We start from the raw sequence: 24,838 nt of genomic DNA, 5'->3' as shown, positions 1-24,838 counted from the left end.
GGGCCGCCCGCTCAGCCGTCGCCCTCCCGCTCGGCGAGGAAGCGTTCGAACTGGCGGCCGATCTCGTCGGCGGACGGCAGGTCGACCGGTTCGGCGACCAGGTTGCCGCGCGTCTCGGAGCCGGCGACCGCGTCGTACTGGTGCTCCAGGCCCTCGACGAGGGAGACCAGCTCCTCGTCGCCCTGGCCGATCTGGCGGTCGATCTCGGTCTGGGTCCGGTGCGCCTCGGTGCGCAGGGAGTGAGCCAGGGCGGGCAGCACCAGGCCGGTCGCCGCGGTGATGGCCTCCAGCGCGGTCAGCGCCGCGTCCGGATAGGAGGACCGGGCGACGTAGTGCGGGACGTGGGTGGCGACCCCGAGGACGTCGTGACCGGACTCCATGAGCCGGTACTCGATGAGCGCCTCGGCCGAACCGGGGACCTGCGCCTCGTCGAAGGGACTGCGGTGCCCCGGCATCAGGTCGGTGCGGTTGCCGTGCGGGGTGATGCCGACGGGGCGGGTGTGCGGGACGCCCATCGGGATGCCGTGGAAATTGACCGCGAGGCGGACCCCGAGACGCTCGACGATCTGCTCGACGGCTGCGGCGAACCGCTCCCACTCCACGTCCGGCTCCGGCCCCGACAGCAGCAGGAAGGGCGCTCCGGTGGCGTCCTGGACCACCCTGACCTCCAGGGTCGGGGCCTCGAAGGACGTCCAGCGGTCGCGCCGGAAGGTGAGCAGGGGGCGCCGTGCGCGGTAGTCGACGAGCCGGTCGTGGTCGAAGCGGGCGACGACCTGGTGCGGCAGCGTCTCCAGCAGTCCGTCGACGATCTGCTCGCCGGTCTCGCCCGCGTCGATGTATCCGTCGAAGTGGTAGAGCATGACCAGGCCGGCCGACTCCTGCGCCAGCGCCATGTCGACGACGGCCAGGCCCTTCGGCTCCCATTCGTACAAACTCTGCGGATCAGGCACGGTTACCGCTCCTCCTCGTGTTCCTCCAGAAGAACGCACCCGCCAGCACGAGCATTCCCCGTAACCGCACTTTCCGGCAACGGAGCTTCACGGCGCGTCAGTTACCGGTCCGGACGCAAGGTCCGCGCGGTTACTGGTCCAGACCTTGACGTGTCCCGCCGTCGTCCCTACCGTCACTGGGCAACACGTTCAGCAGCACGTTCCAGATTCATGTACGAGAACGGCTGCGTGTACGGGAACGTCCTGGACCTCCGACGGGAAGGCACCCCCCATGCGCACCCGCACTCCGTTCGCCGTCCTGCTCGCCGCCTCCCTCGCCACCGGCTGGCTCGCCCTGACCTCCACCGCGAGTGCATCCCCCACGACGAACACCGCAGCCGTGATCGACGTGTCCACCGCCGCCCAGCTGAAGTCGGCGCTCACCTCCGCCTCCCCCGGCGACACGATCCGGCTCGCCGATGGCACGTACACCGGGAATTTCAAGGCCACCCGGCCCGGCACCTCCGGGGCCCGGATCACCCTGACCGGTTCCAGCAGGGCGGTCCTGACCGCGGGCGGCGGCTACGGGCTCCACCTGAACGGAGCGTCGTACTGGACCGTCCAGGGGGTCACGATCAAGGGCGGCCAGAAGGGCATCATGGCCGACGCGGCGAGAGGCGTCGTCATCGACTCGGTGACCGTGCACGATCTGGACATGGAGGGAGTCCACTTCCGTACATCCTCCAGGAACGGCGTCCTGAAGAACTCCCGCATCTACGACACCGGACTCAACGGCCGCGGCATGGGTGAGGGCGTGTACGTAGGGTCGGCCGGTGATCTCTCCGACCGGAGCGACAACGTGCAGATCCTCAACAACACGATCGGCCCCGGTGTCGGCGGTGAGAACATCGACATCAAGGAAGGGACCACCGGCGCCCGGATCATCGGCAACACCTTCGACGGCAGCGGTCTCACCGGCGCCAACTACGACGACTCCTGGGTCGACGTGAAGGGCAACAACGTCCTGGTGGAAGGCAACAAAGGGTCCCGCACCACCAACAACGGCTACGAGACCCACACCCAGCAGAGCGGCTGGGGCTGCGGCACAGTCTTCCGCGACAACACCTCGAACCTGTCCGGTGCCACCGGCGGCCGGCAGCTCGCCATCAACGTCACCAACAACAGCGCCGGCTGCCGCACCACCGTGTACGCGAGCAACACCGTCACCGGCGGCAAGGGTCTGACCAACATCGCCGTCACGCCGTAGACGCGCGAAGAAGCCCCGCATACGCGAGTGAGGCCCGCCCCCCGAAGGGAACGGGCCTCACTCAGTGCTCTACAGCCTTACCGCAGCCGATGAGCCGTCGGGGTCGGAGCGTCAGCTCTGGCCGCCCGCCAGCTTCTCGCGCAGCGCGGCCAGGGCCTCGTCCGACGCCAGGGCGCCGGAGTTGTCCGCCGACTCCGAGGAGTACGAGCCGCCACCGGAGCCGCCGGAGGCGGCCGGAGCAGCGCCGGCCGGGGCGGCAGCGCCCTCGGCAGCGGCAGCCTCGTCGGCCTCGCGGGACTTGATGACCTGGGCCTGGTGCTGCTCGAAGCGCTGCTGCGCCTCGGCGTACTGGGTCTCCCAGACCTCGCGCTGCGCCTCGAAGCCCTCGAGCCAGTCGTTGGTCTCGGGGTCGAAGCCCTCGGGGTAGATGTAGTTGCCCTGGTCGTCGTAGGACGCGGCCATGCCGTACAGGGTCGGGTCGAACTCGACCGAGGCCGGGTCGCCACCGAAGGACTCGTTGGCCTGCTTCAGCGAGAGGCTGATGCGGCGGCGCTCGAGGTCGATGTCGATGACCTTGACGAAGATCTCGTCGTTGACCTGGACGACCTGCTCCGGGATCTCCACGTGGCGCTCGGCCAGCTCGGAGATGTGGACCAGACCCTCGATGCCCTCGTCGACGCGGACGAACGCGCCGAAGGGAACGAGCTTGGTGACCTTACCCGGGACGACCTGACCGATCTGGTGCGTCCGGGCGAACTGCTGCCACGGGTCTTCCTGCGTCGCCTTGAGCGACAGGGAGACGCGCTCGCGGTCCATGTCGACGTCGAGGACCTCGACGGTGACTTCCTGGCCGACCTCGACAACCTCGGAGGGGTGGTCGATGTGCTTCCAGGAGAGCTCGGAGACGTGCACGAGACCGTCGACGCCACCCAGGTCCACGAAGGCACCGAAGTTGACGATCGAGGAGACGACGCCGGAGCGGACCTGACCCTTCTGCAGGGTGGTGAGGAACGTCTGGCGCACCTCGGACTGGGTCTGCTCGAGCCAGGCACGGCGGGACAGGACCACGTTGTTGCGGTTCTTGTCCAGCTCGATGATCTTCGCCTCGAGCTCCTTGCCCACGTAGGGCTGGAGGTCGCGGACACGACGCATCTCGACGAGCGACGCCGGGAGGAAGCCGCGGAGGCCGATGTCGAGGATGAGACCACCCTTGACGACCTCGATGACGGTACCGGTGACGATGCCGTCCTCTTCCTTGATCTTCTCGATGGTGCCCCAGGCACGCTCGTACTGAGCGCGCTTCTTCGAGAGGATCAGGCGGCCTTCCTTGTCCTCCTTCTGGAGAACCAGGGCCTCGATCTCGTCGCCGACCTTGACGACCTCGTTCGGGTCGACGTCGTGCTTGATCGAGAGCTCGCGGCTCGGGATGACACCTTCGGTCTTGTAACCGATGTCGAGGAGAACCTCGTCCCGGTCAACCTTGACGATGACACCGTCAACGATGTCGCCGTCGTTGAAGTACTTGATCGTCTCGTCGATCGCCGCGAGGAACGCGTCCGCGTCGCCGATGTCGTTGACCGCAACCTGCGGAGTGGTGGCGGTGGTCTCGGTGCTGCTCGTCATGTGGGAAAGGGCTCCGGTACGGACAGAGAGTCGTAGGTACTGCTACGCCGAAAGCCCGTATCGCCTCTGCAGAAGCCGGACAGCCTGTAAAGCGCCCTACCCGTTTCCGGGGGAGGTGCCTCGACAACCGAGGGGACATGCAACAGACGCGAGCGCGGCCTGCTAGGTCTGAGGCGCGCAGGCTCGCAGCGCAACTTGTAGCATACGGGGGCAGCCGGACAGGGTCAATGCGCGAAGGCGCATACCCGGGGCACATCGCCCCATTCCCGGCGCAACTCATGTTCTCCGAGGCCACATCGGCCCGAACACACTACGGCACGGCGTCGCGGACACGCGTCCGTACCCCCCGGGGCACACCCCCTGGTACGTACCGCGCGCGGCGGGTGAAGGCAAACTACAACGACGGGCACGATGAGCCAAGAGATCCACGGGACCCACTCCGCAGAGGCCGCCGGACCCGCCGAGCCGGAGGCCACCCGGCGGGCGGCGGACGAGGCGGAGAGCAGCCGGGCCAGCCGCGGCTGGTGGGACCGGAACGCCGACGAGTACCAGACGGACCACGGGAGCTTCCTCGGGGACGACCGCTTCGTCTGGGGCCCGGAGGGGCTGGACGAGGCGGAGGCCGCCCTGCTGGGCCCCGCGGCCTCGCTGGAGGGCCTGGACGTGCTGGAGATCGGCGCCGGGGCCGCCCAGTGCTCGCGCTGGCTGGCCGGCCGGGGCGCCCGCCCGGTGGCCCTCGACCTCTCCCACCGCCAGCTCCAGCACGCCCTGCGGATCGGCGGGGACGTCCCGCTCGTCGAGGCGGACGCGGGCCGGCTCCCCTTCCGGGACGCCTCCTTCGACGTGGCCTGCTCCGCGTACGGTGCGGTGCCCTTCGTCGCGGACCCCGTGCGGGTCTTCCGCGAGGTGCACCGGGTGCTGCGCCCCGGCGGCCGCTGGGTCTTCTCCGTGACCCACCCGGTCCGCTGGGCGTTCCCGGACGAGCCGGGGCCCGAAGGGCTGTCCGTCGCCGCCTCCTACTTCGACCGCGTCCCCTACGTCGAGCAGGACGAGCAGGGCAACGCCGTCTACGTGGAGCACCACCGCACCCTGGGCGACCGGGTCCGGGACGTGGTGGCGGGCGGATTCCGGCTGGTCGACCTGGTCGAACCGGAATGGCCCGCGTGGAACGACCAGGAGTGGGGCGGCTGGTCCCCGCTGCGCGGCAACCTGATCCCGGGCACCGCGATCTTCGTGTGCGAGCGGGACTGAGCCGCCGCTGACGGGCCGGGCCGGGCCGGGCGGAACCCTTGAGGACACTCCGTACGACACTGGGGACGTGATCCGCACCGAAGCCCTGGAACGTCTGCCCGTCCGCACCGCCGTGCCCGCCCTGGAGCGTGCGCTCGACGACCGGGGCGTCGCCGTGCTGTGCGCACCGCCCGGTACCGGCAAGACAACCCTCGTGCCGCTGGTCCTGGCCGGGCTGACCGGCGACGGGCCGGTGCGCCGGGTCGTGGTCGCGGAGCCGCGGCGGATCGCCGCGCGGGCCGCGGCGCGGCGGATGGCCTGGCTGCTGGGCGAGCGGCCGGGCGGGCGGGTCGGCTTCACCGTGCGTGGCGAGCGGGTGGTGGGGCGGGACACGGTGGTGGAGGTCGTGACCACCGGGGTGCTGCTCCAGCGGCTCCAGCGCGATCAGGAGCTGGCCGGGGTCGATGCGGTGATCATCGACGAGTGCCACGAGCGCCATCTGGACGCCGACACGGCGGCCGCCTTCCTCCTGGACGTACGGGAGGCGATCCGGCCCGATCTGCGGCTGGTGGCGGCGTCCGCGACGACGGACGCGCAGGGCTGGGCCCAGTTGCTGGGCGATGCCCCGGTGGTCGAGGCACAGGGCGTGTCGCATGCGGTGGAGGTGGTCTGGGCGCCGCCCGTGCGGCCGGTGAAGCCGCCGCACGGGATGAGGGTCGATCCGGCGCTGCTGACGCATGTGGCGGCGACCGTGCGGCGGGCGCTGGCGGAGAGGGAGGGCGACGTGCTCTGTTTCCTGCCCGGTGTCGGGGAGATCGGGCGGGTGGCCGGGCAGCTGGCCGGGGTGGACGCCGAGGTGCTCCAGGTGCACGGGCGCGCCCCGGCCGCCGTGCAGGACGCGGTGCTCGCCGGGTCGTCCGGGGGCAGGCGGGTGGTGCTGGCGACCTCGGTGGCGGAGTCGTCGCTGACGGTGCCGGGCGTGCGGGTCGTCGTCGACTCGGGCCTCGCCCGGGAGCCCCGTACCGACCACGCCCGGGGCCTGAGCGCCCTGACCACCGTACGGGCCTCCCAGGCGTCCGGGCGGCAGCGCGCCGGGCGTGCGGGGCGGGAGGCTCCGGGAGCCGTGTACCGGTGCTGGGAGCAGGCCGAGGACGGGCGGCTCGCGCGCTTCCCGGCCCCGGAGATCAAGGTCGCCGACCTCGCGGCGTTCGCGCTCCAGGCGGCGTGCTGGGGCGACCCGGACGCCTCGTCGCTCGCTCTGCTGGACCCGCCGCCCGCCGGGGCGATGGGCGCGGCCCGCGAGGTGCTGGGCGCGGTCGGCGCGGTGGACGCTACGGGCCGGGTCACCGACCGGGGCGTAGCGATGGCCCGGCTCGGGCTCCATCCCCGGCTGGCGCGGGCGCTGCTGGACGGGGCCGCGGAGGTCGGGGCGCGGCGGGCCGCGGAGGTGGTGGCGCTGCTGAGCGAGGAGCCGCCGAGGGAGTACGGGGACGATCTCGCGGTGGCGCTGCGGACCGCCCGTCGGGGCCAGGACGGCTACGCGGTGCGCTGGCGGCAGGAGGCGCGGCGGTTGTCGGCTTCGGTGGGCGACACCGGGACAGCACTCCCAGGGACCTCCGATGACGCCGCCGTCGGCCTCCTCGCCGCCCTGGCGTTCCCGGAGCGGGTGGCGCGGGCCCGGGGCGAGGGGGCGTTCCTGATGGTGTCGGGGACGGGTGCGGAGCTGCGGGAGGGGTCGCGGCTGCGCAGCGCTCCCTGGCTGGCCGTGGCCGTCGCGGACCGGCCCGCCCACGCGGCCTCGGCCCGGGTGCGGCTGGCCGCGGTGGTCGACGAGGACACCGCGCTCCTCGCCGCCGGGCAGCTGCGGGTGCGGGGCGAGGAGGTCCGCTGGGTGGACGGCGATGTGGTGGCCCGGTCGGTGGACCGGGTGGGGGCGGTGGAGCTGGCGGTACGGCCCCTGAAGCAGCCGGACCCGGAGCTGGTGCGCGGCGCCCTGGTGGAAGGGCTCGGCCGGAACGGGCTCGGGCTGCTGCGGTGGACCCGGGACAGTGAGCAGTTGCGGCTGCGCCTGGCGTTCCTGCACCGGGTGCTGGGGGCGCCGTGGCCGGACGTGTCGGACGGGGCGCTGCTCGCGGATCCGGGTGCCTGGCTGGAGCCGGAGCTGTCGCGGGCGCGACGGCGGGCGGACCTCGGCCGGATCGACGCGGGCCAGGCGCTGCGCCGGCTGCTGCCGTGGGCGACGGGCGAGGCCGTACGCCTCGACGAGCTGGCGCCGGAGCGGATCGAGGTGCCGAGCGGTTCCCGTATCCGGGTCGAGTACGGCGGCGAACAGCCCGTACTGGCGGTGAAGCTCCAGGAGTTGTTCGGGCTGGCCGAGACGCCCCGGGTGGCCGGGGTGCCGGTCCTGGTCCACCTGCTCTCCCCCGCCGGGCGGCCCGCGGCCGTGACGGCGGACCTGGCGTCGTTCTGGCAGGACGGCTACAAGGCCGTACGGGCGGAGCTGCGCGGCCGCTACCCGAAGCATCCGTGGCCGGAGGACCCCGCGACCGTAGGGGCGACGCGGTTCACCTCGGCGCGGCTCAAGCGCTCGTAGGGATCTTCGGGGTTCGGGAGCGCGCCTCCAGCCAGAGCGCCAGCGCGAGCAGTCCGATACCGAGGCAGAGGAAGCCCCAGGGCAGGTACGAGGTGAGGAGGAGGACCAGGACGCGCTGGGACTTGACCAGGTCGACGGTGTCCACGATGTAGTCCTCGCGCATCTTCACATGGCCGTCGAACGCGGTGACCGTGTCCTTGGACATGCCCATCTTCTTCGCGTTGCGCAGCTCCTCCTTGTGGATCTCCTCGCCGTTGACGGGGGCGCCGGTGACCGGCTCGACCCAGAACATGCGCTTGGTGGTGTACCAGCGGGTCATGCCGGTCCGGGCGATCTGCTCGGCGGTGACGCCCTCGATGGGCATCTTCTTGGGCATCGGGACCTTCGTCCACGGGATGGTCTGCTCGAAGTAGTAGACCTCCAGGCCGCGGAAGGTGCGGGTGCCCTTGTAGTGGATGGGCGCGGTGGTGCGGGTCTGGGCGTCGAAGTACTCGTAGTCCCGTTTCTCGGTGAGGAAGGGCCACTTGAACTCGATGCCCTCGCGCCGGACGGGATCGCCGTCGACCATCTCGCCGGTGGCGTTGACGGGGGCCTGGCTGTGGGCGTCGAAGATGTAGCGCTCGGGGATCTGGGAGACCATCCTGCCGTCGGGGCCCTGGACGTAGGAGAGGGCGTCCCAGACGACGACGTCGCGCCCGGCGCTGCGTTCGATCTTCTCGGACTCCTCGACGTTGCCCTTGAGGGTCTGGACGATGGTGATCTTCTCGACCTCCTTCGCCTGGAGGGTGGAGTAGTCGAGGAGGGTGGCGGGCTTCGCCTCCAGGACGACTTCCTGGTACTGGTTCGGCGGGACCTTGGCCAGGCGGGGGAACGCGTACCAGCGCAGCAGCGGCGACATGGCGGCGAAGAACACGGCGAAGGCCAGGAGTACGAGACCGGCTCGGCGGCGCATGGTGGTGACCTCTCCGTCTGCGGTGCTACTTCTTCGGGCCGGGGACCGTGGTCAGCAGGGGTTCGGGCGAGGTCTCCCCGGCCGGGGGGCCGACGGCGGTGATCGTGAACACGAGCGCGAGGGCGGCGGCCAGTCCGACGGCGGCGGCGACGAGGGCACGCATGCTCGGCCTCCCGGGACAGTGATCTGATGGATCGTCAGGGTCGGGGCACCGTAGCAACCGGGGCGCGAGATGAGAACACAGCGGACAGCCCCCGCACCGGGTGGGTGCGGGGGCTGTCGGCTTCGGCCGGGCCGGCCGGATCAGGCCTCGGGGGGTGCCGTCTCCTCCGGTGCCTCGACTGTGTCCTCCGGCGCCTGGTCCCTCTCCTCCGCCGCCCGGACCGTCAGCTCGACGACGACCGTGGCGCCGCCCTCGGTGGTGAGGAGCAGCTTGTACGTGCCCGCGGTGTCGTCGGCGAAGATCTCCGGGAGCCGGAGCAGGCCGTCGGCGTCCGTGGCGAGCTCCAGGGTCCGCAGCGGCTCGCCGTCCGCGTCCTCCTTGAAGTACGGGCCCTTGTCGTTCTCGACGGGCTTCTCGCCGTCCGTGATCATCGTGGCGGTGACGGCCACTCCGGCGGCGGCAGCGCCCTCGAAGGTCGCCTTGAGAGTGACGGCGTCCTCGAACTTCTCGCCGGGCGCGGCGACGAGCGCCTTCTCGTCGGTCCGGACGATCTCGTCGGCCTGTCGGGCGGTGACGGTCGCCGCGTAGGTCAGGGTGCGCGGCCTGACGGTGCCCGCGACGGCGGTCACGGTGAACTCCCCGGCCTCCTCGCCCGCCTGGAGTTCGGGGGCGGTTGCGGTGCCGTCGGCCCCCGTCTTCACGGTGACGGTCTTCCTGCCGCCCGCGAAGAGTGTTCCGGTGTCCCCGGTGACGGTGAAGGTGACGGGGACCTCGGCGAGCGGGGCGCCGAGCACGTTGCGGGCGCGGACGGCGATCCGCTCGTCGAACGTGGTGCCCGCGGTGGCGCGCAGCGGGCCGGTGCCCGCGTTCTCCAGGGAGCCGAAGGTCTCGGACGGTGTCGGGGTGGGGGTCGGGGTCGGGGTCGGCGTGGGGGTCGGGGTCGGGGTCGGCGTGGGGGTCGGGGTCGGGGTCGGCGTGGGCGTCGGGCTGGTGGAGCCGCCACCGGGCTTCGAGGGCCCCGGGGTCGGCTTCGTGGCGCCCGGCTTGGACGGGGAGGGCTTGGGACCCGGGGTACCGCTCGGGGTGGGGGTCGGGCTCGGGGTGGAGCCGGACGGGGTGCTCGGGGCGGTCGGCAGCGCTCCGGTGCCGTCGGGCACCTCGTGCGTACCGCGCTGGTAGTACGCGAACCAGGAGCGGACCGTACGCAGATACTCCGTCGAGCGGTTGTAGCTCAGCACCGCCCGGTCGAGGTCGGCGCCGACGGCCAGATCACGGTCGTTCGCGCAGAGGTAGCGCCCGGCGGCGAGCGCCGCGTCGTAGATGTTGTTGGGGTCCTTGCGGCCGTCGCCGTTGGCGTCCTGACCCCAGGCGGCCCAGGTCGACGGGATGAACTGCATCGGGCCCACCGCCCGGTCGTGGACCGCGTCGCTGTCGTACGCCCCGCCGTCGGTGTCCTTGATCAGCGCGAAGCCCTGGCCGTTGAGGGCCGGGCCGAGGATCGGGGAGATGGTGGTGCCGTTGGCGTCGACGCGCCCGCCACGGGCCTGACCGGACTCGACCTTGCCGATCGCCGCGAGGAGCTGCCAGGGCAGCCGGCAGGTGGGGTCGGTGGTCGCGACGGTGCTCTCGGCCTGCTTGTACGCGGCGAGGATCGAGGCCGGAATGCCCGCTTCAGCACTGGCGGCCACCGGGAGGTTGCTGGACGAGCCGGGCTTGTCGGGCGTGACGAGGGGCGGAAGGTCCGTGTAGTAGGACGAGTTGCCGGTCGCGGCACCGCCCTCGGCGCCCGCGGTGTCCTCACCGGCCGCCGTCGGGTCCCCGCCGCCCGCGGAGCCGCCGGTCAGCGGTGCCGCGGGGGCCTGCGAGGCCGCCAGTGCCGCTACGGCGGCCGCCGCCATCGCGGTGTTCGCGGCCCCCTTGCGCAGACGTCGGCGAATGTGCGCTGCCATACGTTCCGGTCCCTCCCCCTCGAAGGCTGCTCGCGCTCCCCAGCGCAAGGCTCTGCCGACCCTACGGCACCATGTGCGGCCCGAGCGCCGAGCCCTGACCGCTTCTTACTGTTTTCTCATCGTTCCCGCGAGCCCGCTGTCCCATCGGTCACGCAATGGTGCCCGAACGGTCCCGCATACTTGCCGCCATGCCGTTCACGCTCAGTCATGCCGCCGCCGTGCTCCCGGCCATCCACCGGAACGGGACCGCCCGGTCGCCGCTGCTGCCCTCGGCCCTCGTCGCCGGTTCGTTCGCGCCGGACGTCACCTACTTCGCGGACACGGTGATTCCGGGCGCGATGGAGTTCGGGTCCTTCACCCACACGTTCCTGGGCGTCGCCACGGTGAACGTGCTGATCGCCGCGGTGCTGGTCGCGGTGTGGGCGCTGCTTCGGGAGCCTCTCGTGGCGCTGTTGCCCATACGCGTACGGGGCCGGGTCCACGCCTTCGTCCGGGGGCGGCGGTGGACCCGGGCCTCGTTCGGGCCGTCGGCCTGGCTGTGGTTCGCCCTCTCGGCCGCGATCGGCGCGGCCACGCATGTGATGTGGGACGCGTTCACCCACCACAGCCGGTGGGGGACCGAGCTGCTGCCGGTGCTGAGCCGGAGCGTCGGCGGGCTCCCGGTGTACCAGTTCGTCCAGTACGGCAGTTCGGCTCTGGCGCTGGTGGTACTCGGCTGGTTCCTCGCCACGGGCCTGCGGCGCACGGCCGCGGCCCCGGTGCCGGAGGCGCTCCCGGTGCTCGGCCGGGGCGAACGGTGGGGCGCGATCGGTCTGCTGGCCGGCTGCGTGCTGCTGGGGACCGTCCACCGGTGCGCCCGCTGGTACGCCCACTTCGGAAGAGTCGAGAACCCGCTCGACATCATCCCGACCGCCTGCTTCGGCGCGGGCGCCGGGCTGGCGGCCGGGCTGCTGCTGTACGGGGTGGGGATGCGGCTGCTGCGGGTGCGGCACGGCAGGGCCCCGGGGCGGGCCGTGCCCGTACCGCAGGAGCGGCGCACGGAAGCAGTCGGCCGGGAGTAGGCGGCAGCACGCGGAAGGGCCCAGAACCGCAGTGCGGCTCCGGGCCCTTCCTTGTACGCAGGTCAGTGCGCCGCCGACTCCCAGTCCTTGCCGACGCCGACCGAGACGTCCAGCGGGGCGCGCAGCTCGACCGCGTGGGCCATCTCGTGGCGCAGGATCTCCTCCACCTGCTGCCGCTCGCCCTTGGCGATCTCCAGGACGATTTCGTCGTGTACCTGGAGCAGCATCCGCGAGGTCAGCCTCGCCTCGGTCAGCGCCCGGTCCACCCGCAGCATCGCCACCTTCACGATGTCCGCGGCCGTGCCCTGGATCGGGGCGTTGAGCGCCATCCGCTCGGCGGCCTCGCGGCGCTGGCGGTTGTCGCTGTTGAGGTCGGGGAGATAGCGGCGGCGGCCGAGGATCGTCTCCGTGTATCCCGTGGCCCTGGCCTCCTCGACGACCCGGTGGAGATAGTCCCGTACCCCGCCGAACCGCTCGAAGTAGGTGTCCATCAGCACCCGGGCCTCGGCGGGGTCGATGTTCAGCTGCTGGGAAAGACCGAACGCGGAGAGGCCGTAGGCCAGGCCGTACGACATGGCCTTGATCTTGCGGCGCATCTCGGCGTCGACGGCCGGCTTCTCGACGCCGAAGACCTGGGAGGCGACCGTGGTGTGCAGGTCCTCGCCGGAGGTGAACGCCTCGATGAGACCGGCGTCCTCGGAGAGGTGCGCCATCACCCGCAGCTCGATCTGGCTGTAGTCCGCCGTCATCAGGGTCTCGAAGCCCTCACCGACGACGAAGCCCCGGCGGATCGCCCGGCCCTCGTCCGTGCGGACGGGGATGTTCTGCAGGTTGGGATCGGTGGAGGAGAGCCGGCCCGTCGCCGCCACGGTCTGGTTGAACGTGGTGTGGATACGGCCGTCGGCGGCGATCGTCTTGATCAGACCCTCGACGGTGACTCGGAGCTTCGCCTGCTCGCGGTGGCGCAGCATCAGGACCGGCAGCTCGTGCTCGGTCTGCGCGGCGAGCCAGGCCAGGGCGTCCGCGTCCGTGGTGTATCCGGTCTTGGTCTTCTTCGTCTTCGGCAGGCCCAGCTCGCCGAAGAGGATTTCCTGGAGCTGCTTGGGCGAACCGAGGTTGAACTCGCGGCCGACCGCCGCGTGCGCCTCCTTGATCGCCTGCTGCACGGTCCCGGCGAACTGCTGCTCCATGGACTCCAGATGGGCCCGGTCCGCGGCGATGCCGTGCCGCTCCAGACGGGCCAGGAGGATCGAGGTCGGCAGCTCCATGTCGTGCAGGAGCTCCGCCGCGCCCACCTCCTTCAGGCGGGTGTTGAACGCGTCGCCCAGGTCGAGCACGGCCCGCGCCTGCGCCATCAGGGCGTCCGCCTCGGCCCGGTCGTCCGCGCCGAAGGCCAGTTGCCCGTCGGAGGCGGCGGCCGGGGCCAGCTCACGGCCCAGGTACTCCACGGCCAGCGCGTCCAGAGCGAAGGAACGACGGCCCGGCTTCACCAGATACGCGGCGAGCGCGGTGTCCATCGTGACGCCTTCGAGCCGCCAGCCCATCTCGGGGAAGACCCGCATCACGTTCTTGGCGTTGTGCAGGACCTTGGGGCGCGCCGGGTCCGCCGCCCAGGCCTCGAACGCCTTCCCGTCGGCCTCGTCGAGCTGGGTCGGGTCAAGCCACGCGGCGGCCCCGTCGGCGGCGGCGAGGGCGACCTCGGTGACCGTGCCGGCCCCCAGCGACCAGGTGTCGACGGTCATGACGCCGAGCGGCTGCCCGCCGTGCGCCTCCAGCCAGGGGGTGACCTCGCCGGAGCCGAGGACCGCGCCGTCCAGCTCGATCCCCGCGGCGGGGGCGGGCGGCCCTGCCTCCTCCGCACCCGGGTCGACGGCGAGCAGCCGCTCGCGCAGGCTCGGATTGCGGATCTCCAGGACATCGAGGACGCCGGTGACCGCCGTACGGTCGTAGGGGGCGCGCTCCAGCTCGGTGGGGGTCTTCGGCAGCTCCACGTCGCGGACCATCTCGGTCAGCACGCGGTTCATCTTCACCGCGTCCAGGTGGTCGCGGAAATTCTGCCCGGCCTTGCCCTTGACCTCGTCGGCCCGCTCGACCAGCTCGGCGAAGGAACCGAACTGGTTGATCCACTTCGCGGCGGTCTTCTCACCGACCCCGGGGATCCCCGGGAGATTGTCGGACGGGTCGCCGCGCAGAGCCGCGAAGTCCGGATACTGCTGCGGGGTGAGTCCGTACTTCTCGACGACCTTCTCCGGGGTGAACCGGGTCAGCTCGGAGACCCCCTTGGTGGGGTAGAGCACGGTCACGTTCTCCGTGATCAGCTGGAAGGAGTCCCGGTCGCCGGTGACGATCAGCACCTCGAACCCGGCCGCCTCGGCCTGCGTCGCGAGCGTCGCGATGACGTCGTCCGCCTCGAAGCCGTCCACCGCGAACCGGTCCGCGTGCATCGCGTCCAGCAGCTCGCCGATCAGCTCGACCTGCCCCTTGAACTCATCGGGGGTCTTGGAGCGGTTCGCCTTGTACTCAGGGAACTCCTGGGCGCGCCAGGTCTTGCGGGACACGTCGAACGCGACCGCGAAGTGCGTGGGCGACTCGTCACGCAGGGTGTTCGCCAGCATCGACATGAAGCCGTACACGGCGTTCGTCGGCTGGCCCACCGAGGTCGTGAAATTCTCCGCGGGCAGGGCGAAGAACGCCCGGTACGCCAGGGAGTGCCCGTCCATGAGGAGCAGGCGCGGTCGGTTGTCTGCCGTCTTCTTCGATGCCGTCTCAGCCACGCCCCCGATCCTGCCACGGCCCACTGACAATCCGGACCGGGCGACCCCCGTACGGCCCCCCACGCACCCTTGACCCGGTGCCCGGCCGGGTGCGATGTCAGTGGTGCGTGACAGGATCGATACCGAGGCAGAACACCTGCGGAAGAAGCGCTCGAAGGAGAGCAGCATCATGGCCACCAAGCCGCCCACCGGTGACCCGGTCCAGGACGCCCCTCAGGTGGAAGCCGCCCCGCACGCCGCGGCCGGGCTGCCCGCCGTCGCCCACTCCCTGCGCATCGCGAGTCAGCAGATGGGCATGCGCCGCACGGCGCGGACCCTCCTCAAGGTCAACCAGAAGGACGGCTTCGACTGCCCGGGCTGCGCCTGGCCCGAGGGCGAGAAGCGGCACACCGCGGAGTTCTGCGAGAACGGGGCGAAAGCCGTGGCCGAGGAGGCCACGCTGCGCCGCGTCACCCCCGACTTCTTCGCCGCACACCCACTGGCCGACCTCGTCGGGCGCAGCGGCTACTGGCTGGGCCAGCAGGGCCGGATCACCCAGCCGGTGTATCTGGCCGAGGGCGCCGAGCGGTACGAGGCGGTGACCTGGGAGCGGGCGTTCGCGATCATCGCGGAGGAGCTGACGGCCCTCGACTCCCCCGACGAGGCCCTCTTCTACACCTCGGGGCGCACGAGCAACGAGGCCGCGTTCCTGCTCCAGCTCTTCGCCCGCGAGTTCGGCACGAACAACCTGCCGGACTGCTCGAACATGTGCCACGAGTCGTCCGGCTCCGCGCTCACGGAGACCATCGGCATCGGCAAGGGCAGCGTCTCCCTCGAAGACCTCCACCAGGCCGACCTGATCATCGTCGCCGGGCAGAACCCCGGGACGAACCACCCCCGGATGCTCTCCGCCCTGGAGAAGGCGAAGAAGTCCGGAGCGAAGATCATCTCGGTGAACCCGCTCCCCGAAGCGGGCATGGAGCGTTTCAAGAACCCCCAGACGCCCCACGGCATGCTCAAGGGCACCCCGCTCAACGACCTGTTCCTCCAGATCCGGATCGGCGGCGACCAGGCGCTCTTCCGCCTCCTGAACAAGCTGATCCTGACCACGGAGGGGGCCGTCGACACAACGTTCGTCGCCGAACACACCCACGGTTACGAGGAGTTCGCCAAGGCCGCCGAAGCCGCGGACTGGGAGGAGACCCTGACCGCGACCGGGCTCACCCGCGCCGAGATCGAGCAGGCCCTCGCGATGGTCCTCGCCTCGCAGCGCACCATCGTCTGCTGGGCGATGGGCCTCACCCAGCACAAGCACTCCGTTCCCACGATCCGGGAAGTCGTCAACTTCCTCCTGCTGCGCGGGAACATCGGCCGCCCTGGCGCCGGGGTCTGCCCGGTGCGCGGCCACTCCAACGTCCAGGGCGACCGCACCATGGGCATCTTCGAACGCCCCGCACCGGCGTTCCTGGACGCCCTGGACAAGGAGTTCGGCATCACCTCGCCGCGCCACCACGGCTACGACGTGGTGCGCTCGATCCAGGCACTGCGCGACGGCGAGGCGAAGGTCTTCTTCGCGATGGGCGGCAACTTCGTCGCGGCCACGCCCGACACCGCCGTCACCGAGGCCGCGATGCGCCGCGCCCGGCTCACCGTCCACGTATCGACCAAGCTCAACCGCTCCCACACCGTCACCGGCGCCCGCGCCCTGATCCTGCCGACGCTGGGCCGCACCGACAAGGACGTCCAGGCAAGCGGCAAGCAGTTCGTGACCGTCGAGGACTCCATGGGCATGGTCCACTCCTCGCGCGGCAACCTCACCCCCGCCGGCCCCCACCTGCTGTCCGAGCCCGCCATCGTCGCCCGCCTGGCCCGCGCGGTCCTCGGACCCGATTCCCGTACGGAATGGGAGGCCTTCGAACGGGACTACGCCACGATCCGCGACCGCATCTCCCGCGTGGTCCCCGGCTTCGAGGACTTCAACACCCGCATCGCCCGCCCCGGCGGCTTCACACTCCCCCACGCCCCCCGCGACGAGCGCCGCTTCCCCACCGCCACCGGCCGCGCCAACTTCACCGCCGCCCCCGTCGAGTTCCCCGAACTCCCCTCCGGCAGGCTCCTGTTGCAGACACTGCGCTCCCACGACCAGTACAACACCACCATCTACGGCCTGGACGACCGCTACCGCGGCATCAAGGGCGGCCGCCGCGTCATCATGGTCAACCCCCAGGACGCGGCCGCCCTCGGCCTCGCCGACGGCGCGTACACCGACCTCGTCAGCGAGTGGAAGGACGGCGTGGAGCGTCGCGCGGAGGGCTTCCGCGTCGTCCACTACCCCACCGCCCGCGGCTGCGCCGCCGCCTACTACCCGGAGACCAACGTCCTGGTACCGCTGGACTCCACGGCGGACACCAGCAACACCCCGGCCAGCAAGTCGGTCGTCGTCCGTTTCGAGAGCCCCCAGGACCCCCGCTGACCACCGGTACCTCCCATTCCTCTAAGCGTTCGCTCAGTCGTCTGATAAGAACAGTGCAGACAGCAATGAACCAGCGCAGACGATCGGAGCCGGACCCATGGGCGAGCACACCGAACCCCTCTTCCCGCAGGAAGTCCTCGACGAGTACGCGGCACTGGGCGTCGACCTGCCCGCGCTCTTCTCCGCCGGTCACCTCGGCGAGCGCATGGGGGTGACCATCGTCGAGGCCGCGGCCGACCGCGTGGTGGGCACCATGCCCGTCGAGGGCAACACGCAGCCCTACGGCCTGCTCCACGGCGGGGCGTCCGCCGTGCTCGCCGAGACCCTCGGATCCATCGGTTCGATGCTGCACGGCGGGGCCTCCAAGCTCGCCGTCGGCGTGGACCTCAACTGCACCCACCACCGGGGGGTCCGCAACGGCCTCGTGACCGGCATCGCCACTCCCGTACACCGGGGGCGCTCCACGGCCACGTACGAGATCGTCATCACCGACGAGCAGGACAAGCGCGTCTGCACCGCGCGTCTGACCTGCCTGCTCCGCGACGCCCCGCGGCCCGAGGCCGGCTGACCGCCCGCCCCGCCCGCCACCCCGGGCCGCCTACCGCCACCCCGGGGCCGCCACACACTGCCATCCCGGGCCGCCCCGTCCGCCACCCCGCGGGCCGGGGCGGCCCGCGCACCGGGGCCGGGTGCCAAGTCCCCGCCCCCGGGCACCGATCGGTCGTCAGCCTGGCCGGATGCGGCCGAACCGGAACCCATGGCGTCACCGCGAGTGACACCCGCCCCGCCCCGCCCCACCGCCGGACCAAAATGGTTACTGGGCGGTTGAGTTGAGGCCCCGCCCCACCGAACCGGGGCCCGGACGGCCATGCGACGAGCCCTCCGCCCAAGCCCCACGAGCCATGACGCGCCGACCCGCCCTTCCCGACGGGCGCCACACCCTCCGGAAGATCGCCGGACGGCGACGCCAGCACCGCCGGGCACTCTCAAGGACGGCCTCCCGCCAAGGGCGAACCCGCCCGGAACTCACCGAAAAAAGTAACCGAGCGTAATGATGGCGCGGGAAGCGAACCGGCCACCCGTCGACACCCCCACCGCATAGCGAACCCGGGGCGTCACAGTACGCACACACAGACCGCCGTCAGCACCGTGATCCCCTCAAGCCCCTTAGCAGAGCTGCGCGTTCTCAGCATGCGGTCATTTCACTCTCCTACGCAAAACCCCGCAAATCATCACAGCAATCTCAAGCGTTGCTCAAGGGCATAACAAGAGAGTCACATCCGAGGCCGACCCGTGCCGCACTCCCCCACCTGCGCTTAGAGTCACGGCCAGTCACCGCGCCGCCGGGCGCGTCTGCTGCACGGCCCCCATGTACACCCCCAGTACGGCCCGGCGACCGACACGGCACCTCAAGCAGAGGAGGCCGCGCCAGGGAAAGGACTTTTCGTGCGACACCGTTCTTTGCTCATACTCACTGCCGTGCTCACCACCGGAGCACTGACGCTCACCGCCTGCGGTTCGCGCGACGACAGCAACGGCGACAGCGGCAACGACGGCAACCAGACCGTCGTCATCGGCCTCGACGCCCCCCTCACCGGCGACCTCTCCGCCCTCGGCCTCGGCATCAAGAACTCCGCCGATCTCGCCGTCAAGCAGGCCAACGCCAAGAAGTACGTCGAAGGCATCACCTTCGAGCTCCAGGCCCTCGACGACCAGGCCCAGCCGTCCTCCGGCCAGCAGAACGCCAGCAAGTTCGTCGCCGACAAGGAAGTCCTCGGCACCGTCGGACCGCTGAACTCCTCCGTCGGCGAGTCCATGCAGAAGGTCCTGGCCGACGCGAACCTCGTCCAGGTCTCCCCCGCGAACACCTCCCCCTCCCTCACCCAGGGCCAGAAGTGGAACGAGGGCACCAAGGAGCGCCCGTTCGCCTCCTACTTCCGCACCTCCACCACGGACGCCGTCCAGGGCCCCTTCGCGGCGCAGTACCTCTTCAACGACGCCAAGAAGAAGAAGGTCTTCGTCATCGACGACAAGAAGACCTACGGTGCCGGCCTGGCCGGCACCTTCAAGGCCGAGTTCGAGAAGCTCGGCGGCACGATCGCCGGCACCGAGCACATCGACCCCGAGACCAAGGACTTCTCCTCGGTCGCCACCAAGGTCAAGAGCTCCGGCGCCGACGTCGTCTACTACGGCGGCGAGTACCCCGCCGCAGGCCCGCTCAGCAAGCAGATCAAGAAGGCCGGCGCCAAGATCCCCCTCGTCGGCGGCGACGGCATCTTCAGCGGCGAGTACATCAAGCTCTCCGGCGCGGAGGGCGAGGGCGACCTCGCCACCTCCGTCGGCGCACCGATCGACACCCTCCCGTCCGCCAAGGAGTTCGTCGCGAACTACGAGAAGGGCGGCTACAAGGAGCCCTTCGAGGCGTACGGCGGCTACTCCTACGACGCCGCCTGGTCGATCATCGAGGCCGTGAAGGCGGTCGTCGAAGCCAACGACGGCAAGCTCCCCAGCGACGCCCGGGCCAAGGTCGCCGAGGCCGTCGGCAAGGTCGACTTCGAAGGCGTGACCGGCAAGGTCTCCTTCGACGAGTTCGGCGACACCACCAACAAGCAGCTCACCGTCTACGAGTACAAGGACGGCGACTGGGCGGCGGTCAAGTCCGGCACTCTCACCAGCTGACACCACCAGCCTGACCTACCACCGGCAGCGCGGGGCGCCGCACACCAGGCGCCCCGCGCTGCTCTATATCCGGCGAAAGACACGGAGGACCCGCGGTGAACGAACTGCCGCAACAGCTGGTCAACGGCCTGCTACTCGGATCGATGTACGGGCTGGTCGCCATTGGCTACACGATGGTCTACGGCATCGTCCAGCTCATCAACTTCGCCCACGGCGAGATCTTCATGACCGGCGGCTTCGGGGCCCTCACGGTCTGGCTCATACTCCCCAGCGGCACCAGCGTCCTGCTCGCGCTGCCCCTCATGCTCATCGGCGCGATCATCGTCGCCACCACCATCGCGGTCGGAGCGGAACGATTCGCCTACCGGCCACTGCGCGGCGGACCACGCCTCGCACCACTCATCACCGCCATCGGCCTGTCACTCGCCCTCCAGCAGGCCGTATGGGCCTGGTACCCCGGCGCCAAATCCGCCCGCACCTTCCCCGAAATCCCCGGCGGCCCCTTCGAACTCGGCCCCGTCACCATCCAGACCGGTGACGTCTTCCTGCTCATAGCCGCCCCCATATCCATGGCCGTCCTCGGCTACTTCGTCATGAAGACCCGCACCGGCCGCGGCATGCAAGCCACCGCGCAGGACCCGGACACCGCCAAGCTCATGGGCATCAACACCGACCGCATCATCGTGGTCGCCTTCGCCCTCGGCGCCGCGTTCGCCGCCATCGGCGCCGTCGCCTACGGCCTCAAATACGGCGAAGTCCAGTTCCGCATGGGCTTCCTCCTCGGCCTCAAGGCCTTCACCGCAGCCGTCCTCGGCGGCATCGGCAACATCTACGGCGCCATGATCGGCGGCCTCACCCTCGGCGTCGCCGAGACCATGGCCGCCGCCTACGTCGCCGAAATCCCCGGCCTCGAACAACTCGGCGGCCAGTCCTGGGCCAACGCCTGGGCGTTCGTACTCCTCATCCTCGTGCTCCTCTTCCGGCCCCAGGGCATCATGGGCGAGCGCGTCGCGGACAGGGCGTGACCACGATGACCACTACACAGACCACCACGGTCACCGCACCCGCACAGGCCACCCCGGCCACCCGCGGCACCCTCCCACCGCACATCGCACGGGCAACCGCCACCACCGGCGGCGCACTCACCGTCATCTCCGCCTTCCTCGCCTGGACCTGGACCTCCGCCTTCCCCGGCAACCTCACGGTCTACGGCTACCCCGGCGGACTCCAGTGGCTCGTCCTCGTCAGCGGAGCCCTGCTCACCCTCTTCGGCCTCTCCTCCTACGGAATCAAAGGCCTGAACTGGCTCACCCCCCAAGGCGCCGACGCCGCCATCCGGCTCGCCGCCTACGCAGGCCTCGCCACCGCCTGGTTCTCCATGGGCGCCATCGCCACCACCCTCGGCGGCGTCGTCAACCTCGAACCCGGCGCCTACGTCGCCCTGCTCGCCACCCTCATCGGCTGGATCGGCGCCCGCTCCCTCCCCTACGAGCGACCCGAAACCACCCCCGCCGACCCCGAGGACACCGGCTTCGGACAGTTCAAGCACAACCTCGGCAACCGCTGGGAAACCTACAAAGGCACCCTCACCACCAGCACCGCACGCCCCGCAAGAACTCTCCCCTCGTACATCGAGATCCTCATCGTCGCCGTCGTCCTCGCCCTCGGCCTGGTCGTCTTCACCTACGGCATCAGCACCGAGTACGACGAGCTGTTCATCGGCTTCCTCATCACCGCCGGCTTCGGCTTCGCAGCCATCCAGAAAGCCGGACTCATCCAACGCGTCGCCACCCTCACGGCACGCCACCGCAACGTGACCCTCATCGGCGCCTTCGTCGCCGCGGCGGCCTTCCCCTTCACCCAGTCCGACGACCAGTACGCGACCATCGGCGTCAACATCCTCATCTTCGCCACCGTCGCCCTCGGACTGAACATCGTCGTCGGCCTCGCCGGACTCCTCGACCTCGGCTACGTCGCCTTCCTCGGCGTCGGCGCCTACGCCGCCGCCCTCGTCTCCGGCTCACCGACCTCCCCGCTCGGCATCCAGCTGCCCTTCTGGCAGGCAATCCTCGTCGGCGCCGCCGCCTCCATGGTCTTCGGCGTCCTCATCGGCGCCCCCACCCTGCGGCTCCGCGGCGACTACCTCGCCATCGTGACCCTCGGCTTCGGAGAGATCTTCCGCATCGCCGTCCTCAACCTCGACGGCACCTCCGGACCCGACGTCACCAACGGCTCCAACGGCATCTCCTCGATCCCGAACCTCAGCATCCTCGGCTTCGACTTCGGCGCCACCCACTCCATCGCCGGGTTCACCATCGGCCGCTTCGCCAACTACTTCTTCCTGATGCTGCTGGTCACCCTCATCGTGGTCGTGGTCTTCCGACGAAGCGCCGAATCCCGCATCGGCCGCGCCTGGGTCGCCATCCGCGAAGACGAGACCGCCGCCGAAGCCATGGGCATCAACGGCTTCCGCACCAAGCTCGTCGCCTTCGCCCTCGGCGCCACCCTCGCCGGCCTCGCCGGAGCCGTACAAGCACACGTCACCTACACCGTGACCCCCGAGCAGTACCAGTTCGCCCACGCCGTCCCGCCCAACTCGGCCTTCCTCCTCGCAGCGGTCGTCCTCGGCGGCATGGGCACCATCAGCGGACCCCTCGTCGGCGGCGCACTCCTCTTCCTCATCCCGAACAAGCTCCAGTTCATGAGCGACTACCAGCTCTTCGCCTTCGGGCTCGCGCTGGTCCTGCTGATGCGCTTCCGCCCCGAGGGCCTCATCGCCAACCGCCGTCGACAGCTCGAACTCCACGAGAAGGACGAAGCGCCCGCCACTCTCACCAAGGCAGGGTCCTGACGATGACCACCGACACCACCACCGCCGAGGCAGCAGCCGTGAGCGCACCCGGCGAGACCGTCCTCGACGCCCGCGGCGTCACGATGCGATTCGGCGGCCTCACCGCCGTCCGATCCGTCGACCTCACCGTCAACTCCGGTGAGATCGTCGGCCTCATCGGCCCCAACGGCGCAGGCAAGACCACCTTCTTCAACTGCCTCACCGGCCTCTACACCCCCACCGAGGGCGAAGTCCTCTACAAGGGCACCGTACTCCCCGCCAAATCCTTCAAGATCACGGCGACCGGCATCGCCCGCACCTTCCAGAACATCCGCCTCTTCTCCAACATGACCGTCCTGGAGAACGTCCTCGTCGGACGCCACACCCGCACCAAGGAAGGCCTCTGGTCCGCCCTCCTGCGCGGCCCCGGCTTCCACCGCGCCGAAGCCGAGTCCAAGGCCCGCGCCATGGAACTGCTGGAGTTCATCGGCCTCGACCACAAGGCCGAACACCTCTCCCGCAACCTCCCCTACGGCGAACAGCGCAAGCTGGAGATCGCCCGCGCGCTCGCCAGCGAGCCCGGCCTCCTCCTGCTCGACGAACCCACCGCCGGCATGAACCCGCAGGAGACCCGCGCGGCCGAAGAACTCATCTTCGCCATCCGCGACAAGGGCATCGCCGTCCTCGTCATCGAGCACGACATGCGCTTCATCTTCAACCTCTGCGACCGCGTGGCCTGCCTCGTCCAGGGCGAGAAGCTGGTCGAAGGCACCGCCGCCGAAGTCCAGGGCGACGAACGCGTCGTCGCCGCCTACCTCGGCGAACCCTTCGAAGGCGACCCGGGCGCGGCGGAAGTCGCGGAAGTCGAAGCCGCGGAGGCCCACACCACGGCCACCACGGCCACCACGGCCACCACGGCACCGGAGACCACCGAGGCCACCACCCCGGAACCAGCCGCTCCGGACGCAGAGGCCCCGACGGCAGAGGCCCCGACGGCAGACACACCGGAGGCAGACGCCGCGTCCGACACCACCCCGGACACACCCGGCGCGAGCACCAGCAAGGAGAACGACCGATGACCGCACTTCTCGAAGTCGAGGACCTGCGCGTCGCCTACGGCAAGATCGAGGCCGTCAAGGGAATCTCGTTCAAGGTCGAGGCCGGCGAAGTCGTCACCCTCATCGGCACCAACGGCGCCGGCAAGACGACAACACTCCGCACCCTCTCCGGACTGATCAAGCCGCTCGCCGGCCAGATCAAATTCAACGGCAAGTCCCTGCGCAAGGTCCCGGCCCACCAGGTCGTCTCCCTCGGACTCGCCCACTCCCCCGAAGGCCGCCACATCTTCCCCCGCATGTCCATCGAGGACAACCTGCGCCTCGGCGCCTTCCTCCGCAAGGACAGCGACGGCATCGCCAAGGACATCCAGCGCGCCTACGGCCTCTTCCCCATCCTCGGGGAACGCCGGAAGCAAGCCGCGGGCACCCTCTCCGGCGGCGAACAGCAGATGCTCGCCATGGGACGCGCCCTGATGTCCCAGCCCAAACTGCTCATGCTCGACGAACCCTCCATGGGCCTCTCCCCGATCATGATGCAGAAGATCATGGCTACCATCACCGAACTCCGCGACCAGGGAACCACCATCCTGCTCGTCGAGCAGAACGCCCAGGCGGCACTCTCGCTCGCCAACAACGCGCATGTCATGGAGGTCGGCAACATCGTCCTCTCCGGCACCGGACAGGACCTGCTGCACGACGACTCCGTCCGCAAGGCGTACCTCGGCGAGGACTGACGTCCTTCCCGTACGCGAGAGGCCCGCACCCCGGTTCTTCCTCCGGGGTGCGGGCCTCTCTCCTTCGTACGGACGCGCGTACGGGGCGGGCTACTCGGCCGCCTTCTTCTCCTCCGCGTCCGCGATCAGCGCCTCCGCGAGCTGCTGCATCGACATCCGGCGGTCCATCGACGTCTTCTGGATCCACCGGAACGCGGCAGGCTCGGAGAGCCCGTAATCCGTCTGGAGGATGCTCTTCGCCCGGTCCACCAGCTTGCGGGTCTCCAGCCGCTGGGACAGGTCCGCGATCTCGCTCTCCAGCGCCTTCAGCTCCGCGAACCGGGAGACGGCCATCTCGATGGCGGGCACCACGTCGCTCTTGCTGAACGGCTTCACCAGATACGCCATGGCCCCCGCGTCCCTGGCCCGCTCGACCAGGTCGCGCTGCGAGAAGGCGGTGAGCATGAGGACGGGCGCGATGGACTCCTCGGCGATCTTCTCGGCGGCGGAGATCCCGTCGAGGACCGGCATCTTCACATCGAGGATCACCAGGTCCGGCTTGTGC

General features: G+C 70.4%; 18 protein-coding genes. 11 read left to right on the top strand and 7 right to left on the bottom strand.

Translation table 11 applies throughout. The features are described from left to right. Positions 1 to 11: 11 nt before the first annotated feature. The gene (locus CIB93_RS21820; RefSeq protein ID WP_096629108.1) at positions 12 to 950 is read right to left on the bottom strand and encodes a PAC2 family protein; all 939 of its coding nucleotides are present in this window, start codon (positions 948 to 950) and stop codon (positions 12 to 14) included. A 271-nt stretch (positions 951 to 1,221) separates the two neighbouring features. Between CIB93_RS21820 and CIB93_RS21815 the strand changes: the two genes are divergently transcribed. Next, positions 1,222 to 2,196, top strand: a complete 975-nt coding sequence (locus CIB93_RS21815) for a right-handed parallel beta-helix repeat-containing protein (protein WP_096629107.1) — start codon at positions 1,222 to 1,224, stop codon at positions 2,194 to 2,196. Positions 2,197 to 2,307: 111 nt separating this feature from the next. Here CIB93_RS21815 and rpsA read toward each other — a convergent pair whose 3' ends face one another. Beyond that, complete coding sequence (rpsA, locus tag CIB93_RS21810) at positions 2,308 to 3,819, bottom strand: 30S ribosomal protein S1 (RefSeq protein WP_018512105.1); 1,512 nt, start codon at positions 3,817 to 3,819, stop codon at positions 2,308 to 2,310. Positions 3,820 to 4,230: 411 nt separating this feature from the next. Between rpsA and CIB93_RS21805 the strand changes: the two genes are divergently transcribed. Both CIB93_RS21805 and hrpB read left to right on the top strand, forming a co-directional pair. Next, entirely contained in the window at positions 4,231 to 5,070 is an 840-nt protein-coding gene (locus CIB93_RS21805; protein WP_096629105.1) for a class I SAM-dependent methyltransferase, read from the top strand. A 67-nt stretch (positions 5,071 to 5,137) separates the two neighbouring features. Next, positions 5,138 to 7,642: an ATP-dependent helicase HrpB gene (hrpB, locus tag CIB93_RS21800; protein WP_096629104.1), complete on the top strand. Its 2,505-nt coding sequence runs from the start codon at positions 5,138 to 5,140 to the stop codon at positions 7,640 to 7,642. Here the strand turns inward: hrpB and CIB93_RS21795 are convergent. The 3 genes from CIB93_RS21795 to CIB93_RS21790 form a co-directional block, all read right to left on the bottom strand. Continuing rightward, entirely contained in the window at positions 7,629 to 8,594 is a 966-nt protein-coding gene (locus CIB93_RS21795; protein ID WP_096629102.1) for a DUF3068 domain-containing protein, read from the bottom strand. The genes hrpB and CIB93_RS21795 overlap by 14 nt on opposite strands. Positions 8,595 to 8,619: 25 nt before the next feature. Next, positions 8,620 to 8,757 (bottom strand): SPW_0924 family protein, encoded by a 138-nt coding sequence (locus CIB93_RS37210; protein WP_107470973.1) that lies wholly within the window; start codon positions 8,755 to 8,757, stop codon positions 8,620 to 8,622. A gap of 140 nt (positions 8,758 to 8,897) precedes the next feature. Further along, entirely contained in the window at positions 8,898 to 10,706 is a 1,809-nt protein-coding gene (locus tag CIB93_RS21790; RefSeq protein ID WP_096629101.1) for a lytic murein transglycosylase, read from the bottom strand. 188 nt (positions 10,707 to 10,894) lie between these two features. Between CIB93_RS21790 and CIB93_RS21785 the strand changes: the two genes are divergently transcribed. Then, complete coding sequence (locus CIB93_RS21785; RefSeq protein ID WP_096629099.1) at positions 10,895 to 11,767, top strand: DUF4184 family protein; 873 nt, start codon at positions 10,895 to 10,897, stop codon at positions 11,765 to 11,767. A gap of 62 nt (positions 11,768 to 11,829) precedes the next feature. On the opposite strand, the gene polA is transcribed toward CIB93_RS21785, so the two are convergent. Next, the gene (gene polA, locus CIB93_RS21780) at positions 11,830 to 14,541 is read right to left on the bottom strand and encodes a DNA polymerase I (RefSeq protein WP_096629097.1); all 2,712 of its coding nucleotides are present in this window, start codon (positions 14,539 to 14,541) and stop codon (positions 11,830 to 11,832) included. A gap of 169 nt (positions 14,542 to 14,710) precedes the next feature. Between polA and CIB93_RS21775 the strand changes: the two genes are divergently transcribed. From CIB93_RS21775 to CIB93_RS21745, 7 genes are all read left to right on the top strand, one after another. After that, on the top strand, positions 14,711 to 16,993 hold the full coding sequence (locus tag CIB93_RS21775; RefSeq protein ID WP_096629169.1) for an FdhF/YdeP family oxidoreductase: 2,283 nt from the start codon (positions 14,711 to 14,713) through the stop codon (positions 16,991 to 16,993). Positions 16,994 to 17,090: 97 nt separating this feature from the next. Then, positions 17,091 to 17,561, top strand: coding sequence for a PaaI family thioesterase (locus CIB93_RS21770; RefSeq protein WP_096629096.1), 471 nt, complete (start codon positions 17,091 to 17,093; stop codon positions 17,559 to 17,561). 878 nt (positions 17,562 to 18,439) lie between these two features. Beyond that, a complete protein-coding gene (locus CIB93_RS21765; RefSeq protein WP_096629094.1) occupies positions 18,440 to 19,672 on the top strand; it encodes a branched-chain amino acid ABC transporter substrate-binding protein in 1,233 nt (410 codons plus the stop codon). Between the two features lie 95 nt (positions 19,673 to 19,767). Then, a complete protein-coding gene (locus CIB93_RS21760; RefSeq protein ID WP_096629093.1) occupies positions 19,768 to 20,697 on the top strand; it encodes a branched-chain amino acid ABC transporter permease in 930 nt (309 codons plus the stop codon). Beyond that, the gene (locus CIB93_RS21755; protein ID WP_096629091.1) at positions 20,694 to 22,523 is read left to right on the top strand and encodes a branched-chain amino acid ABC transporter permease; all 1,830 of its coding nucleotides are present in this window, start codon (positions 20,694 to 20,696) and stop codon (positions 22,521 to 22,523) included. Before CIB93_RS21760 ends, CIB93_RS21755 begins: the two co-directional genes overlap by 4 nt. Positions 22,524 to 22,525: 2 nt before the next feature. Further along, a complete protein-coding gene (locus tag CIB93_RS21750; protein ID WP_096629090.1) occupies positions 22,526 to 23,581 on the top strand; it encodes an ABC transporter ATP-binding protein in 1,056 nt (351 codons plus the stop codon). Next, entirely contained in the window at positions 23,578 to 24,294 is a 717-nt protein-coding gene (locus tag CIB93_RS21745; RefSeq protein WP_096629088.1) for an ABC transporter ATP-binding protein, read from the top strand. The genes CIB93_RS21750 and CIB93_RS21745 overlap by 4 nt, the downstream gene beginning before the upstream one ends. A gap of 90 nt (positions 24,295 to 24,384) precedes the next feature. On the opposite strand, the gene CIB93_RS21740 is transcribed toward CIB93_RS21745, so the two are convergent. Continuing rightward, a partial coding sequence (locus tag CIB93_RS21740; RefSeq protein ID WP_096629087.1) for an ANTAR domain-containing response regulator occupies positions 24,385 to 24,838 on the bottom strand: 454 nt, incomplete at its 5' end.

The sequence above is a fragment of the Streptomyces sp. WZ.A104 genome (assembly GCF_002382885.1).
In the GTDB taxonomy this organism is placed as follows: Bacteria; Actinomycetota; Actinomycetes; order Streptomycetales; family Streptomycetaceae; genus Streptomyces.
This window is presented reverse-complemented; position numbering and strand designations above follow the sequence as displayed.